This window comes from Bacteroides sp. HMSC067B03, from assembly GCF_001811315.1.
Classification (GTDB): domain Bacteria; phylum Bacteroidota; class Bacteroidia; order Bacteroidales; family Bacteroidaceae; genus Bacteroides; species Bacteroides faecis.
Genome location: NZ_KV804408.1, coordinates 33,875 through 51,798, shown reverse-complemented (window position 1 = coordinate 51,798; position 17,924 = coordinate 33,875). Strand labels below are relative to the sequence as shown.

At 43.8% G+C, this 17,924-nt stretch carries 10 protein-coding genes; 7 read left to right on the top strand and 3 right to left on the bottom strand.

Annotated elements, in window-relative coordinates:
* Positions 1 to 83 precede the first annotated feature (83 nt).
* The 3 genes from HMPREF2794_RS17930 to HMPREF2794_RS17920 all read left to right on the top strand — a co-directional run bounded on the left by HMPREF2794_RS17930 (position 84) and on the right by HMPREF2794_RS17920 (position 7,649).
* Positions 84 to 3,539: a glycoside hydrolase family 78 protein gene (locus HMPREF2794_RS17930; protein WP_055268919.1), complete on the top strand. Its 3,456-nt coding sequence runs from the start codon at positions 84 to 86 to the stop codon at positions 3,537 to 3,539.
* 10 nt (positions 3,540 to 3,549) lie between these two features.
* Positions 3,550 to 6,195 (top strand): glycoside hydrolase family 78 protein, encoded by a 2,646-nt coding sequence (locus HMPREF2794_RS17925; protein WP_022301524.1) that lies wholly within the window; start codon positions 3,550 to 3,552, stop codon positions 6,193 to 6,195.
* A 149-nt stretch (positions 6,196 to 6,344) separates the two neighbouring features.
* Positions 6,345 to 7,649, top strand: a complete 1,305-nt coding sequence (locus HMPREF2794_RS17920) for an acetylxylan esterase (protein WP_162097083.1) — start codon at positions 6,345 to 6,347, stop codon at positions 7,647 to 7,649.
* Positions 7,650 to 7,792: 143 nt separating this feature from the next.
* Here HMPREF2794_RS17920 and HMPREF2794_RS17915 read toward each other — a convergent pair whose 3' ends face one another.
* Positions 7,793 to 8,191, bottom strand: a complete 399-nt coding sequence (locus HMPREF2794_RS17915; RefSeq protein WP_010535491.1) for a hypothetical protein — start codon at positions 8,189 to 8,191, stop codon at positions 7,793 to 7,795.
* 201 nt (positions 8,192 to 8,392) lie between these two features.
* Positions 8,393 to 10,066 carry a nucleoside kinase gene (locus tag HMPREF2794_RS17910; protein ID WP_029425039.1) on the bottom strand — a complete coding sequence of 558 codons (1,674 nt, stop codon included), beginning with the start codon at positions 10,064 to 10,066 and terminating at the stop codon, positions 8,393 to 8,395.
* 85 nt (positions 10,067 to 10,151) lie between these two features.
* Here HMPREF2794_RS17910 and HMPREF2794_RS17905 point away from each other — a divergent pair, with 85 nt between their 5' ends.
* Entirely contained in the window at positions 10,152 to 11,849 is a 1,698-nt protein-coding gene (locus HMPREF2794_RS17905) for a Na/Pi cotransporter family protein (RefSeq protein ID WP_070752108.1), read from the top strand.
* Between the two features lie 11 nt (positions 11,850 to 11,860).
* On the opposite strand, the gene HMPREF2794_RS29025 is transcribed toward HMPREF2794_RS17905, so the two are convergent.
* Entirely contained in the window at positions 11,861 to 12,022 is a 162-nt protein-coding gene (locus HMPREF2794_RS29025; protein WP_022301526.1) for a hypothetical protein, read from the bottom strand.
* Between the two features lie 214 nt (positions 12,023 to 12,236).
* On the opposite strand from HMPREF2794_RS29025, the gene HMPREF2794_RS17900 reads away from it, so the two are divergent.
* The 3 genes from HMPREF2794_RS17900 to HMPREF2794_RS17890 all read left to right on the top strand — a co-directional run bounded on the left by HMPREF2794_RS17900 (position 12,237) and on the right by HMPREF2794_RS17890 (position 17,924).
* Positions 12,237 to 13,328, top strand: coding sequence for an Sb-PDE family phosphodiesterase (locus HMPREF2794_RS17900; protein WP_010535494.1), 1,092 nt, complete (start codon positions 12,237 to 12,239; stop codon positions 13,326 to 13,328).
* Between the two features lie 126 nt (positions 13,329 to 13,454).
* The gene (locus HMPREF2794_RS17895) at positions 13,455 to 14,780 is read left to right on the top strand and encodes an IPT/TIG domain-containing protein (protein ID WP_010535495.1); all 1,326 of its coding nucleotides are present in this window, start codon (positions 13,455 to 13,457) and stop codon (positions 14,778 to 14,780) included.
* A gap of 15 nt (positions 14,781 to 14,795) precedes the next feature.
* Positions 14,796 to 17,924 (top strand): SusC/RagA family TonB-linked outer membrane protein, encoded by a 3,129-nt coding sequence (locus tag HMPREF2794_RS17890; RefSeq protein ID WP_010535496.1) that lies wholly within the window; start codon positions 14,796 to 14,798, stop codon positions 17,922 to 17,924.

Here is a 17,924-nt window from a genome sequence, read left to right as displayed (position 1 = left end):
CATAATTCTTATCCTTATACACGACAATAGGCACTATATTTGCCAATATCCCCATCATAACAAACTATTAATACTTTAAACTAATGGCACGAACTACTTTATTACTTTTGTCTATTCTTTTTCTACTGCCTGTAAACGCATCTGTCAAAAAATTGCAGGTCGAATACCTTACCAATCCTATCGGGCTGGACATTACAGTTCCCCGATTCAGCTGGCAATTGGAATCAGCAGAAAGAGGAGTGAAACAAATAGCTTATCAAATTACCGTAGCAACTGATGCAGCCTGTTCAAATACAGTCTGGACTTCCGGAAAGGTAGCATCCGACAAATCACTGAACATCTGCTATGCAGGACCGGCTCTCGCACCTTCCACCCGTTATTATTGGAAAGTAACCGTATGGAACAATAAAACCGGTGAAGAAGCCTCAACAGAAAAGGCTTTTTTCGAAACAGGATTATTATCCGACGGATGGTCGGGAGCACAATGGATCAAAGCTACTCAAATAAACAAAAACTCTAAAATCAATCCGGAAGACAAAAAACAGGCCAAAGCACGCATGTTACTGGAAATGGATGTTACACTGACTTCCGGTAACGCATCCGTTCTTTTTGGCGCACGTGATGCTTCCAATGTATTCATGTGGTCTGTCAATACACTGGATAACGAAAAAGAGCCTCTAATCAGAAGACATATTTACGAAGGAGGACGGCTGCAAAGCTCAGACACCCCCATAGGCAAGTTCTTTTCCAAATCCGATTTACTGAATAAAGAACATCATCTGGCAATTGAAGCGAAAGAGGGAGTGATTAAGACTTCTATTGACGGAGTACTGGTAGATACTTATACGGATACTGACTCAAAACTATCGAATGGATATATCGGTTTCCGGGCATTCAGAGGTAATAATACCAATGAAACGGCTATGTTCGATAATATTGTACTGACAGAGTATGAGTTGAAAGACGGCAAAGAAGAAGCCAAAGTCGTTTTGAAAGAAGATTTTGAGAAACCTCAGTCCCTGTTTGAAGGAGGCGAAATCGTTTCAGTGGGAAATAATCACAAACTGAATATGGTTTCCGGCTCCGGTGATTATCGGGTGTTACAGGGTGCCATGAGCGGAGTACCTATGTTCCGTAAAGAATTTAAAGCAAAAAAGAAAATCGCATCTGCCCGCATCTACAGTTCGGCTCTGGGAGTTTATGATTTATTTATCAATGGACAGCGGGTAGGAAATAAGCTGGAAGATGGCAGCATACGCTATGACGAGCTGAAACCGGAGTGGACAGATTTCAGCAAAACAGCACATTACCTGACCTATGACATCACCCATCTGCTCCAAAAAGGGACTAATGCGGTCGGTGCGCAAGTATCCTCCGGTTGGTGGAACAGCGATGTCTGTCACGGAGAATATGGCGGTCATGAAGTAGGATTCATCGCAAAGATACTGCTGAAATATACAGATGCTACTTCGGAAACAGTAGTGACGGACCTTTCCTGGCTATCATCCATGGATGGTGCCATACGAATGGGAGACATCTACCACGGAGAAACGTATGACGCCCGAAAAGAAAGTGCATGGACAAAGCCCGGATATAATACCGCCAATTGGAATAAAACAGCTGTCAACCCTCACTTTAAAGGAGAATTAATCGCCTTTGCCGGACCAACCGTTCAAGTGCGCCCGCATTTGAACCGTACCCCTCTGTCTACTACCATTTACCGAGGTGAGAAAGATGGAAAAATCAATGTGCTGAGTGTTACGGACAAACCGGCTCCCATTCGGTTAAAGAAAGGTGAAACGGCTATCTACAACTTAGGTCAGAACATGGTCGGCTGGGTTCGGTTCAAAGTAAAAGGTACTTCGGGCACGGAGATGAAACTCCGTTTCGGAGAAATGCTGAATGATACAGGAGACAAATCACGCGGTGATGATGGTCCTGCCGGAAGTATATATACCGCCAACCTCAGAAGTGCGAAAGCAACATTGAAATATATTCTGAAAGGAAGCAAAGAAGGCGAGTCCTTCCATCCGTCCATGACTTTCTTCGGCTTTCAATATTGTGAGATAACGGCTAGTGAAGATATCGAGGTGCTTTCCCTGACAGGTGAAGTAGTTGGCTCTGCTACAGAAGAGGGAGCTTCGTTCGTCACCAGCAGCAGTTCGATCAATCAGCTGTATAGCAACGTCATGTGGGGACAGAGAGGTAACTATCTGAGCATCCCTACCGACTGTCCGCAAAGAGACGAGCGTTTGGGATGGACCGGAGATACGCAAGTATTCTGTCGTGCCGCTTCTTATAATGCAAACGTATCCGCCTTCTTTGAAAAATGGATGAGAGATATGCGCGACGGTCAAAGAAGTGACGGTGCCTATCCGGATGTAGCCCCTCACTCATGGGTAGGTTATGGGCAGGCAGCCTGGGCAGATGCCGGCATCATCGTTCCCTGGACAATCTATCTGATGTACGACAATAAAAAGATATTGCAGGACAACTATGCATCTATGGAAAAATACATGGAATTCCTGTCACATCAAAAAGGAGACGGATATAACTATAACGGTGCCGGAACAAATTACGGTGACTGGTTATCATACGAAGATACTGAACGCCGTTTTGTCAGCGTATGCTATTACGCATATACGGCACAATTGATGGCCAAAATTTCGGAAGCGCTGAAAACAGATGACTGTGATGCCTATGCCGCTAAAGCGAAAGCCTATAGAAATCTGGCACAGGAGATCAAGGAAGAATTCCAGACACGCTATGTGGACGCAGACGGAGACTTAAAGCAAAAGAGCCAGACAGCCTACCTGCTTGCCCTGAAACAGGATTTGTTTCCAACAGAAGAAGCCAGGAAGAAAGGACTGGAAACACTGACCCGCAAAATTGCCGGTAACGGCAATCGCCTGAGCACAGGATTCGTGGGCACAGCCATCCTGAACCAGACATTAAGCCAGTTCGGAGAATCGGATACAGCTTATAACCTATTGCTCCAACGAGGCAATCCTTCCTGGCTATATAGCATAGACCAAGGAGCAACGACTATCTGGGAGCGCTGGGATTCATATACTAAGGAGAAAGGCTTTGGCCCTGTATCCATGAACTCGTTCAATCATTATTCATACGGGGCAGTTTCCGAATGGATGTACCGTACAATGGGTGGTATCGATATTGACGAAACACGTCCGGGATTCAAACACATCGTATTACAGCCGGTTCCGGACAACCGTACGGAAATTCCCGCCGGTCAGGAACGGATTAACTGGGTCAATGCATCTTTCCCTTCCTGTTATGGAGACATCAAGAGCAGCTGGAAAAAAGAAAATGACGGAGCGGTTTCTTATCAAATAAGCATACCGGCCAACACCACCGCAACTCTTCACTTACAATTGCCCACCCTCGACTACGTGGTAGAAGAAAGCGGAAAAGCTGCTGTAAAAGCAGAAGGCGTTTCTTCGATTACCTTCATGAACGGGAAAGCTGTATTGGAGTTACAGTCCGGTAGTTATCAGTTTGTAGTTAAAAAAGGAAAATAAATAGAACAGGATGAAAAATATATATTTAGTTACCGCACTTGCGTTTTGTACCCTGCAATCAATATCTGCCCAAAAGCAAGAAGCGTGCAAGCCTGCGAATCTTCAATGTGACCACCTTGTCAATCCTTTAGGTATCGATCATGCCAATCCCAGATTGTCATGGATGCTGAACGATACACGACAAGGAGCACGCCAGACCGCTTATCAACTATTAGTCAGTACAGACTCACTGAAAGTAAACGATGAGAAAGGAGATATCTGGAATTCGGGAAAGAAAGAATCGGACGAGATTCTTGTGACTTATCCGGAAAAGAATCTCCGGCCTTTTACGAAATATTACTGGAAAGTAAATGTATGGGACAAGGACGGAGTTAAAGTCTCTTCGGACATCAACAGCTTTGAAACAGGAATGATGGGAATGCAAAACTGGCAGGGTGCCTGGATTGGCGACAACAGAGATATCAATTATAAGCCGGCTCCGTATTTCAGAAAAACATTCAATACCCAAAAGAAGATAAAATCAGCCAGAGCCTATATTGCAGTGGCTGGTTTGTACGAATTGTATATAAATGGAGAAAAGATCGGTAATCACCGGTTAGACCCACTATATACCCGTTTTGACAGAAGGAACTTTTATGTGACTTATGATGTGACCCGGCAATTGCAAAAAGGCAAAAACGCAATTGGAGTATTGCTAGGAAATGGCTGGTATAACCACCAGTCAAAGGCAGTATGGGACTTTGACCGTGCACCGTGGCGTAACCGTCCTGCCTTCTGCATGGATCTGAGAATTACATACGAAGACGGCAGCGTCGAAGTTATCCCTTCCGAAAGAGACTGGAAAACATCATCTGGCGCATTGATATTCAACAGCATCTACACAGCAGAGCATTATGATGTCCGTCTGGAGCAGAAAGACTGGAGTACTGCAGATTTTGACGACTCCAAATGGAACGGAGTAGGTTACCGAGGAGCCCCTTCTCAAAATGTGGTATCCCAACAGGTTCAGCCAATCCGTATCGTAGAAACAATACCTGCAAATACATGGAAGAAAATAAATGATTCCACCTATATATTCGACTTTGCCAGAAATATGTCCGGAGTTACCCGCATTAAAGTATCCGGAGAAGAGGGAACGGTCGTAAAACTCAAACACGGCGAACGCCTCTATGACAACGGACGGGTAAACACATCGAATATAGATGTATACCACCGTCCGGTAGATGATTCGGACCCATTCCAGACAGATATCCTTATCCTTAGCGGAAAAGGGGAAGATGAATTTATGGCTCGGTTCAATTACAAAGGCTTCAGATATGTGGAAGTGACAAGCAGTAAACCAATTGAATTACAGCAAAATAGCCTGACTGCCTACTTTGTTCACAGTGACGTTCCTCAAAAAGGGGAGATAAGTACGTCGAATCCACTTGTCAACCGTTTGTGGTGGGCTACTAACAATGCCTATCTATCTAACTTGATGGGATATCCCACAGACTGTCCTCAACGTGAGAAGAACGGCTGGACGGGCGACGGACACTTTGCGATTGAAACCGCCTTATACAATTACGATGGAATCACCGTTTATGAAAAATGGCTGGCAGACCACCGGGATGAACAACAGCCGAATGGAGTATTGCCTGACATCATCCCTACAGGAGGCTGGGGATATGGCACGGATAATGGTCTGGACTGGACAAGTACCATCGCAATCATTCCATGGAATATCTACCTGTTCTACGGAGACAGCAAATTATTGTCAGACTGCTATGAAAATATAAAACGATATGTGAATTATGTAGATCGTACCAGCCCGAACGGTTTGACTTCATGGGGAAGAGGCGACTGGGTTCCTGTAAAATCCCATTCATCGAAAGAGTTGACTTCATCAGTATACTTCTATGTAGACACAAAGATACTGGCAAACGCGGCAAAACTGTTCAACAAGCAAGAAGATTACGAACACTACCAGGCTCTTGCCGAGAAAATAAAGAATGCAATCAACGCTAAATATCTGAATAGAGAAACCGGAATCTATGCCAGCGGTGTCCAAACAGAGTTAAGCGTACCTTTGATGTGGGGAGTTGTTCCCGAAGATATGAAAACAAAAGTAGCCAGGAATCTGGCAAAGAAAGTGGAAGAAGCCGGTTTCCATCTGGATGTAGGGGTATTGGGAGCCAAAGCCATACTGAACGCTCTGAGTGAAAACGGAGAAGCGGAGACTGCTTATAAAGTAGCTGCACAAGATACATATCCTTCATGGGGATGCTGGATAGCCAACGGTGCCACTACCCTATTGGAAAATTGGGATTTGAATGCCACACGTGATATCTCCGACAATCACATGATGTTCGGAGAAATCGGCGGATGGTTCTATAAAGGTTTGGGGGGTATCTTCCCCGATCCGCAACAGCCCGGTTTTAAACACATTATTCTGCGCCCCAATTTCCCGAGTGATTTGAAGCAATTTGAAGCCAGACATCACTCTCCCTATGGAGAAATCATTTCAAAATGGGAACGCAAGAAAAAAAGTGTTGTATATGTGGTTACTATTCCAGCTAACAGTAGTGCTACTTTATATTTGCCGGATCATGTAAAAGGAGAACGTATGATAGAACTAGAAGCGGGGCAGCATCAGTTTGAATGGAAGTTATTCTAACCTCAAAACTAATTTTTACCCGTAATAGAACATTTAGTCTACCTCTGTCTTTCTAATCTTTCCTAATATTGCATCGTAATTAATGAACTAATAATATGAAAAGTAGGACAACACATTTAATGACATCTATTTTGAATAGTAAAATGAATATGAGAAGATTTTGTTTGTCTGTCGGAGTATTGTTAACGACTCTGCTGGCTGTAGCCGAGAACAACCCCTATCGGAGTGACGTATTCTGGGTGACAGTCCCCAACCACTCCGACTGGCTTTACAAAACCGGAGAACAGGCAAGTGTAGAAGTGCAATTTTATAAATATGGCATTCCGGGAGACAACATCATTGTTAACTATGAAACAGGTGGAGAGATGATGCCCGCCGACAGTAAAGGAACAGTAACTCTACAGAAAGGGAAAGCAGTAATCCCCATAGGTACCATGAAAGAACCGGGCTTCCGTGACTGTCGCCTGACAGCCACAGTAGACGGTAAGACTTATTCTCATCATGTAAAAGTAGGCTTCTCTCCTGAAAAGCTGCGTCCATACACTACTATGCCTGCTGATTTTCAGGAATTCTGGAAGAAAGAAAAAACTGAACTGGCTAAATGTCCACTGGTATACACCAAAGAACATGTGAAAAAGTATTCTACGGATAAAATAGACTGCTATCTCATTAAACTCCAGATAAACCAACGCGGGCAAAGCATCTACGGTTATTTGTTTTATCCGAAAAAGGAAGGCAAATTTCCTGTTGTGCTATGCCCTCCGGGAGCCGGAATCAAGACCATCAAAGAGCCTTTACGCCATAAATACTACGCAGAACAAGGTTGTATCCGTTTCGAAATTGAAATTCACGGACTGAATCCGGAAATGAGCGAGGAAGAGTTCCGGGAAATCAGCGCAGCTTTCAACGGCAGAGAGAATGGATATTTGTCCAATGGTCTGGACAGCCGCGACAATTATTATATGAAACGTGTATATCTGGCATGTGTCCGTAGTATCGACTTTCTCACTTCCCTGCCGGAATGGGACGAAAAGAATGTGGTTGTTCAGGGAGGCAGCCAGGGAGGTGCTTTGGCATTGGTTACCGCCGGACTGGACCAACGGGTAACAGCATGTGTCGCCAATCATCCGGCATTAAGTGATATGGCAGGATATAAAGCCGGCCGTGCAGGAGGTTATCCACACTTCTTCAGAAATTCCGTAGATATGGATACGCCCGAAAAAATAAAAACAATGGCTTATTATGATGTCGTGAACTTTGCTAAACTAATTAAAGCTGATACCTATATGACATGGGGATTCAACGACAATGTATGTCCGCCAACCACCAGCTATATTGTATACAATATGCTGAACTGTCCGAAGGAATCACTGATTACGCCCATCAACGAGCACTGGACTTCCAGTGATACGGAGTATGGACATTTACTATGGATAAAAAAACATCTGAGATAAAACAGAATAATCACAAGATTACCAACAGACAAGATTACTCATAGATATCTTCCAAACATAAAAAGCCCCTGTTACAACTATAATTTGTTACAGGGGTAAATAACTTAAATATTAGCTTCCAGGAAAACAAAATGTTTTAGCCATTAATCATCCCACTCCGACGCAGGAAGAGTTTTCTTGCCATACCACTTCATCCAGGCAAAAGACTTCCTCTTTCGCAGATACATAGCATCCCCACAGAAAGTCAAAGCTTCCCAATCGAAAACTGAATGAGGAAAAAACATTTTCTCAAACCAGTAAAACAGATGATATGCTATGAACGGAAGTATCATCCACCACCATGATAACCACAGTGATAAGGCCAATGCCGGGATTAAAGTCAATAAAAAACATTCCCAGAATTGCCGCGCATGTATTCTCAACTCCATTTCCTCCCAGACTTCCAGATACTTATACCGAGTGAAGAATAACCCTCCTATCATAAAATAATGCTTCTTTTTCCCTAAAAAGCATTTCGCTAAAAAATTGTTGTAAAATATCATATACCCTTTTTTGTTGTGTAATAACATAAACGGAAAAAACATACAAATGTTCACTAAGTAAGTCTAATCTAACAGTTATTTCCTTTCCCTGGAATACAACAACATTATTGCCACGCTTGTTTTTTGCGGCGCGAAGTTACGAACTTATATTTATACAATGACTATAAATTCCAAAATAAATATCTTAAATAAAATTATTATCTAATATTTGAAGCTACTTCCTCCCAAAAACTCTCTGAGCAAAGATGTCGGGGGGATTTCTTTATCCTGCACCGGAACGAAATATTTAATAAATTTCAGTAACCGATATGCCTCACAATATTCCGGACAATTGCGCGGTACTCCCATCAGAATGGGTTCCGCATGTAAACGAAGAACCGCAAATTCATACAGCAAAGCAGAATTGAACATGACATCAGCATTTTCCTGATAAGGAAAAATCCATTTATCTTCACCGGCACGCACACTGGGCCAACGGGAAATAGTCTCGCGAGCCGAATATCCCCGATAATTAAAATCACGAATAATGCGGCGGAGCAGACGATTATCAGTCGTAGGTATCCAGTTGTGGTCATCCAAAGAAATAGTAGTCAATGCCGAAACATAAATCTTAAACTTCTTTTCCTCGGGAATATGTGGTGTCAATTCCGGATTCAACGCATGAATACCTTCCAATATCAAAATGGTATTATCTTCTATTTTCAGTTTATCACCTTTATACTCTTTCTTTCCAAGAGAAAAGTTAAAGCGGGGAAGTTCCACCTCTTCACCACGCAGCAAAGCCTGTAACTGCTGATTAAACAGTTCCAGATCGAGCGCATAAAGAGACTCGTAATCATAGTTGCCGTTTTCATCCAAAGGAGTTTCCTCACGGTCTACAAAATAATTATCTAATGATATCGGGAACGGTTTGAGCCCGTTTGTCATCAACTGTATGGAGAGCCGTTTACTGAACGTTGTCTTTCCTGAAGACGACGGACCGGAAATCAGTACCAGTTTCACACGATTACCGTTTTCTCCCCGGTGGAAAATAGTATCGGCTATCTGGGCTATTTTCTTTTCCTGCAATGCTTCTCCCACATTAATCAAATCCGTAGCATGCCCCTCTTCGCAAGCGATATTAAAATCTCCGGCATTGTTAAGGCCTGTAATGTAACTCCAGTTCAGATACTCCTTAAATACATCCAGCATCTTTTCCTGCTTCACCACTTCTTCCAATACATCCGGATTGTCCTTATTCGGAATACGCAAAAGCAAGCCATCGTAATATTTCACGATGTCGAACAACTTTAGATACCCGGTGCTGGGCAACAGATTACCATAATAATAATCAATGGTATCCCCTAACGTATAATAATAGGTATATAGTGAACCCGAAGTTTCGAGCAGTTTCACTTTATCATTCATTCCCCGTTCACTGAACACACGTACAGCCTCAGTCGTATGGCATTCGATCCGATGATAAGAAATATTTTCGGCTATGATTTCCTGCATGCGCTGCTTGATACGCGTCACATCTTCCAAGGTAATAGGACGTCCAATTCTCAAATTACAGAAATAACCTTTAGATACCGGATGCTCCACATACAGTTTTCCTTCCGGAAAAAGTTCGCTGACAGCCTTAAACAAGACGAAGCAGAGCGACCGTACATAAGTGCGCATCCCTGACGAATCACGTACATCGAGGAACTCTACATCCTTATTATTATAAACCTTGAAATTGAGTCCTTCGGAGCGGTTATTCACCTTGGCACTGACTACCTGATAAGGAAAATTAAGATTAAAACCGTAATAAATATCCAAAAGTGAGCTTCCGATAGGGAATTCTTTATAAATATTATTATTTTTGCAACATATTTGTAACATCTGTTTCATCGTAGTCTGTTTATAAGGTGAATACATGGGACTAAATATACTTAGTAATCAGATAGAGAACAAACAACCACTAAAATTATTATAGATGGAATATTCTTTTTATGATTTTTTAAAGCTCATAGGCTCGTTGGGGCTCTTCCTTTATGGCATGAAGATAATGAGCGAGGGCTTACAAAAGGTCGCAGGTGACAGGTTACGAAGTATCCTGACAGCTATGACCACCAATCGGGTAACGGGGGTATTAACAGGAGTGTTAATCACAGCCCTTATCCAGTCCTCTTCGGCGACAACAGTGATGGTCGTCAGTTTCGTTAATGCAGGACTGTTAACTCTCGCCGAATCCATTAGTGTCATCATGGGTGCCAATATCGGAACGACAGTTACCGCATGGATTATTTCTATTTTCGGATTTAAGGTTGACATGGCCGCTTTCGCTCTCCCACTTCTGGCCATCGCCCTTCCGCTCATCTTCTCCGGCAAGAGCAACCGTAAATCCATCGGTGAATTCATTTTCGGTTTTTCCTTCCTCTTCATGGGACTTTCTTACCTGAAAGCAAACGCTCCCGACCTGAACGCCAACCCGGAAATGCTCGCCTTTGTTCAGAACTACACGGATATGGGATTCTTCTCCATCCTCCTGTTCTTATTCATCGGTACCATACTGACAATGATCGTACAGGCATCAGCTGCCACCATGGCAATAACATTAATTATGTGCGCCAATGGCTGGATCAGCCTGGAACTAGGAGCAGCACTCGTATTGGGTGAAAATATCGGAACTACCATCACGGCCAATCTTGCCGCATTAACAGCCAACACACAGGCTAAGCGAGCAGCATTGGCCCATTTTGTTTTTAATGTATTCGGTGTTATTTGGGTATTAATCATCTTCCACCCTTTCATGCAACTTGTCAATTGGGTGGTAGATACCTTCTTCCAAACTAATAATCCGGAAGTTGCTATTTCCTATAAACTCTCCGCTTTCCACTCTATTTTCAATATCTGTAACGTATGTCTTTTGATATGGGGTGTGAAACTGATCGAACGTACTGTATGTGCATTAATCCGTCCAAAGGAGGAAGACGAGGAACCTCGCCTGCGGTTTATCACCGGTGGAATGCTTTCTACTGCGGAACTTTCGATCTTGCAGGCACGCAAAGAAATTCACTTGTTTGCCGAACGTACGCATCGTATGTTCGGGATGGTGCAGGACTTGCTGCATACCGACAAGGATGATGACTTCAACAAACTGTTTAGCCGGGTAGAGAAATACGAGAACATCAGCGACAACATGGAACTGGAAATAGCCAACTACCTGAATCAAGTATCCGAAGGTCGTTTGAGTTCTGAAAGTAAGTTGCAGATACGTGCCATGCTGCGCGAAGTAACGGAAATTGAAAGTATCGGAGACAGCTGTTATAATCTGGCACGCACCATCAACCGGAAACGCCAGACAAATCAGGACTTTACCGAAAAGCAATACGAGCACATCCACTTCATGATGAAACTGACCGATGATGCTCTTGCACAAATGATTGTGGTGGTAGAGAAACCGGAACATCAAAGCATTGATATCAATAAGTCTTTCAACATTGAAAATGAAATCAATAACTACCGCAACCAATTGAAGAATCAGAATATTCTGGATGTTAACAACAAGGAATATGATTATCAGATGGGAGTCTATTACATGGATATCATCGCCGAATGCGAAAAATTGGGTGACTATGTAGTGAATGTGGTAGAAGCCAGCAGTGATGTAAAAGAGAAGAAAGCTTCCTAATAAAGAAAAATCTAACCTAAGAAATGGATGGTCTGTTTTATGCTATAACGCATAAAACAGACCATCCATTTCTTTTTGTTTTTAGGCGAACCGTTCGTCCCCCATCCTAACATACCATTCTGAATATCTTCTTCACACAAGTGAAACAACTCCCCGTCTATACAAGCATCCATAGTTTACAAAGGTATTACGTTTTTTTACAGACATTAACGATTACATTTCTTTTCCATGAAGTTCTCGTTAAGCTTTTACTGCTCCTATTGTAAGTTTTGTTTTTGCATATACATTTGCACCAAAATACACAGGAGCCTATGTTTACTACCATTCTTCAATGACAAAGCAAAGGCTTCTTTAAGAAAACCAATTATCTAATTTAAAGCAAAAAAGATGAAATTTAAAAAAGTATTGATTGGAGTTGCACTAGCAGTAACATGTTTAATGAGTGCACAAGCGCAACGCCGCCATGAGATTCAAGTGCCCAATCCGGATGGGTATACTACACTAAAATGTGACTTTCACATGCACACCGTTTTTTCCGATGGCCTGGTATGGCCTACCGTACGCGTAGACGAAGCGTACAGGGAAGGACTGGACGCCATTTCTTTGACGGAACACATTGAATACCGTCCGCACAAGAAAGATATTGTGGCAGATCATAACCGTTCCTACGAACTTTCCCAGAAACAAGCCAAAAAGTTAGGAATACTTTTAATCAGAGGTAGCGAGATTACCCGTTCCATGCCCCCGGGACATTTTAATGCCATCTTCCTGTCCGACTCTAATCCATTAGAACAGAAAGGGTATAAAGACGCTTTCAATGAGGCCAAAAAACAAAATGCGTTTATCTTCTGGAATCACCCGGGTTGGGCACGTCAACAACCGGATTCTACACTGTGGTGGCCTGAGCATACACAACTTTACAATGACGGTTGCATGCACGGCATCGAGGTAGCCAACGGGGGACTTTTTATGCCCGAAGCCATTCAATGGTGTCTGGACAAAAATCTGACGATGATAGGAACTTCCGATATCCATCAGCCTATTCAGACTGATTATGATTTTGCCAAAGGCGAACACCGCACGATGACATTTGTTTTTGCCAAAGAACGTACTGTAGAAGGTATCCGTGAAGCACTTGACAATCGCCGTACTGCCGCTTACTACCGCGAATTGGTGATTGGGCGTGAAGAAATCCTCCGGCCATTCTTTGAAAAATGTATAGAAATAAAAGAGGTGAAGCGCACCGATAAAGAAGTGACACTCTCTGTTACCAATTCTACCGATCTGGTACTGAAGCTGAAAAAGACTGCGCATGATACTTCTCTGGTTTACTTCCGCGAAATGACACTAAAGCCACATACCCAACATACAATTTCTGTGAAATTTGAGAATGGTATCAAAGGAGGAGACTGCAATTTTGAGGTAACAAACTTCATTGTAGCCCCCGACAAAGGCTTGAATTACACCATTAAGCTGTAAAGTCCAACTACCCCAAGCGTAAACAATCAGAAACACGAAATAAATATATATACAAAATTAGCTGTGTAATGTCAGAGACTTAACGGACAGTATGCAGACAATCATTTAATTTTAAATTATTACTTTATGAATCGATACTTATCACTAGTCTATTTTCTGGGAGCTTTCTTCTATTTCTCCAGTTGTGAAAGCTACAATGAGTCCACGGAGAAAATCCACAAATCCGATAAACCGATTGTACTGACCTCCTTCTATCCCAAAGAAGGAGGAGCACGTGATAAAATTCTCCTGGATGGAGAAAATTTCGGAAACGACGTAAGCAAAATCAAGGTGTATTTCAACAACGCCAGAGCCTCCGTCGTTTCATCCAGTGGAAGCCGCATTTATGCTATTGTCCCCCGCCTTCCGGGCGATAATCCCCGTATTTCCGTGGTAGTCGATGCAGACTCCGTTACTTACGAAGAAACATATGCTTATCATACTCAGACATTAGTTAGTACAGTTACCGGAAACGGTGAAACAAGCTTTCTTGCCGGAACGCTTTCCACGGCTCAGGTGTATGGTAAATATCTGGATCTGGACGCCGAAGGTAATCTTTTCATGTCGTGGCGCGATGGCGGTACATTTGGAATCGCCCGAATAAACGAGCAGCAAAACATAGTGACTCCGCTGATTGAAGCAGGTTCTGCTGACCGTATACTTTATGCCAACGGTTTGACAGTGGACCGTGCCACCGGAATGCTGACTGCTGCACACGAATCAGTGAAAGAAGTAACGTTTACCTTCGATCCCCGGGAGGCTTGGTATCCGCGCCAGCGCAACATAAAATACTCACAGTCCGATTTAAATTCAATAGTAGATGCCGATAAGTACAAGAACTTTATCACTTTTTGTCCCTACGACGGATATTTGTATACGCGATACCGTGATGGAAAGGTCGCCAAGATTGATCCGGAGACATTTGAAGGCCATATTATTCATCAAGGACCCAGCGGATCACAATACGGACAAGCTATCAACCCTGCCAAACCCTGGCTTTTGTACATAACACTTCACTCCAATGCTCCTACCGCCTACAGACAAGGAATTTCGGTACTCGACCTCCGTGATCCGGATGGAACAGGCGGATTCAAACGGCTCAATGCTCCCGGCGGCAGTGCCTTTCGTGATGGTCCGATTGAAGATGCTCTGTTTAATTATCCCAAAGACATCAAGTTCGACAACGATGGTAACATGTTCGTAGCCGACTACGGGAACCATTGCATCCGTATGGTCTCTGCCGACAACATAGTTACGACAGTTGCCGGACAGCCCGGTGTTGCCGGATACAAGGACGGAGGGCCGTTAGAATCATTATTCAAAAATCCTTGGGGAGTGGCTGTTAATGAACAAGGTGACATTTACATCGCAGACTGGGGTAATGCACGCATTCGCAAATTAGTTATTGAATAACAAAGTCAATTTACAATGAAAATCAAACAGATTTTATACTTAATGTCGTTCTGCTTATTGCTTTCGGCAACAACTTTCGCACAACAAGTTCAGGAATTTACCATTTCCGGAACTGTAGTGGATAAGGATAAGCTATCCATGCCCGGTGTGTCGGTATACATCAAAGACAAACCCTCCAAAGGTACAACGACCGACAACGACGGTAATTTCAAGCTGAAAGTAGTTTATGGAGACAAAATGATATTTTCTTTTATCGGCTTCAAGCCGTCGGAGCATGTGGCCATCGAGCCCAAAACAGGTTTAACGATCACACTGCTTGAAGACAACAATTCACTTGACGAAGTAGTCGTTGTCGGGCTGGGAAACGTTCAGCGAAAAATCAGTTCGGTAGGTGCCATCACAACGGTCAGCACCAAAGATATCCAGTCTCCCTCCCCCTCCATCAGTAACCTGCTGGGAGGCAGGGCAGCCGGTGTCATTTCGTTGCAAAGCAGCGGTGAGCCCGGTCAAAACATAGCCGATTTCTGGGTGCGCGGTATCGGTACTTTCGGTGCCAACAGCAGTGCCCTTGTACTGATTGACGGTCTGGAAGGTGACCTTAACACCATTGATCCCGCCGATGTAGAAAGTTTCTCCATTCTGAAAGATGCGTCGGCAACTGCCGTGTATGGGGTAAGAGGAGCCAACGGAGTAGTACTGGTCAACACCAAGAAAGGTCTTTCGGGTAAAATTCAGATTACCGGACGTTTCAATACTACACTCTCCGTCCTCAATCGCTTACCGGAATATTTAGGAGCTTATGAATATGCTCAGTTAGCCAACGAGGCCAGAACGGTACGAAATGAAACTCCCTTGTACGACGAGACTGAGATGGGAATCATCCGCGATGGTCTGGACCCGGACCTGTATCCCAATGTGAACTGGCAGGATGAGATACTTAACAAAACCTTCTGGCGTCACACTTATTATGTAAGCGGTCGTGGCGGTAGTGATGTGGCGCGTTATTTCCTGAGCTTAGGCGGTAAAAATGAAAGTGCAGCTTATAAGGTAGACAAGAATAGTATTTATAGCTCGAATGTAAGCTATAACACTTATAATTACCGTATCAATCTCGACGTAAATCTGACCAAATCGACGAAAGTTTATTTAGGTTCCGACGGATTCCTGTCTCAGTTGAATCAGCCCGGTGTAGCCAATACCGAATATATATGGGGAGCACAGTCACGACTCACTCCATTGTCCATCCCGACCCAATATTCCAATGGTTTGCTGCCCGGTCGCGGAGCCGGAGAGCTATCATCACCCTATGTCATGATTAACCATACGGGAAAGGCTGCCAACGAAGTATACAAAGGCAAATCAACTTTAGCTATCAATCAGGACTTTTCCGAATTAGTCAGCGGACTTAAATTGCGTATTCAGGGAGCTTACGATATCCATAGCTATTTCAGTGAGCGGAGAAGCGTGCAACCTGCCCTCTACAATGCTTTAGGCAGAGCCAGCGACGGATCACTTATCATGCAGGAGACAGTACAGGAGAAAAAAGCCTCATACAGCAAGTCTACCCGTCAGTACCGCAAATACCACTTCGAAGCTACGCTCAATTACGACCGTCTTTTCGGCACAGATCACCGGACATCCGCACTGGTCTATTACTACATCAGTGATTCCAAAGACACAGATGACGCTACAAGCAATCTATCAGCCATTCCATTGCGTTATCAGGGGGTATCCAGCCGGTTTACTTACGGTTACAAAGACACTTACCTGCTCGACGTCAACTTCGGATATACCGGCTCAGAAAACTTTCAGCCCGGCAGACAATATGGTTTCTTCCCGTCCGTTGCATTAGGCTGGGTACCTACAGGCTACAAGTTTATACAAGAAACATTCCCATGGCTCGACTATCTTAAAATCAGGGCTTCGTACGGTTCGGTAGGTAACGACCGGATTACCGATGTCCGGTTCCCTTATCTTACTAAAGTGAATGAGGGTACAGGATCGACCTGGGGAGTCACGAATATCGAAATCATCAACGAGACACGTATCGGAGCCGACAATCTGGCTTGGGAAAAAGCCATCAAGTCCAATCTGGGTATTGAAGGGAAGCTGTTTAATAACAAGCTCGATTTCGTTGTCGACATCTTCCACGACCAGCGCAACGGAATTTTCCAACAACGCGTACAAGTGCCCGAATACGTAGGAGTTGTCTCTAATCCGTATGCGAATGTGGGTAAAATGAAAAGTTACGGTGCTGACGGAAATATCAGCTTCACGCAGGACATCACGCCAGATTTCGGCTTCACGCTACGAGGAAATTTCACGTATTCAAAAAATAAAGTACAAAACTGGGAGCAGGCTTATCTGGAGTATCCATATCTGGAGTATAATAACTTCCCGTACAATTCTATCCGCGGCTATCAGGCAATCGGACTGTTTAAGGACGAAGATGACATCAAATACAGTCCTAAACAAACCTTCGGAGAGGTAATGCCCGGTGATATCAAGTATAAAGATATCAATGGAGACGGTATAGTAGACAAGCTGGATATGGTGCCGCTGACACACAGCACCTACCCGTTACTGATGTACGGTCTGGGGGCGGAAATCCGTTACAAAAACCTGACTTTAGGTGTATTGTTCAAGGGAACCGGCAAGACTTCCTTTTTCTATGTAGGACAAAAGACCACGGTAAACGACGAAAGCCGCCTGAACGGAATGGGATATATGCCGTTCTTCGAAGGTAACACAGGCAATGTACTTACTTTAGCTGCCGATCCCGCCAACCGATGGATTCCCAGAGATTATGCCCTTGCACATGGAATCGATCCGTCTTTGGCTGAAAACCCGAACGCACGCTTTCCCCGCCTGCAATACGGTAACAATAGCAACAACAGCCAACTGTCTACCTTCTGGCAAGGCGATTCACGATACATACGCCTGCAGGAAATCACGCTGAATTACCATCTTGCCTGGGCATTTCTGAGACGCATAGGAGTCTCTTCACTGGATATCCAATTTGTGGGAAACAATCTCTATGTCTGGGACAAAGTGAAACTCTTCGACCCGGAACAAGCTCGTTGGAACGGTCGTGTATATCCCATACCATCCACCTATTCCCTGCAATTATATGTCAATTTCTAA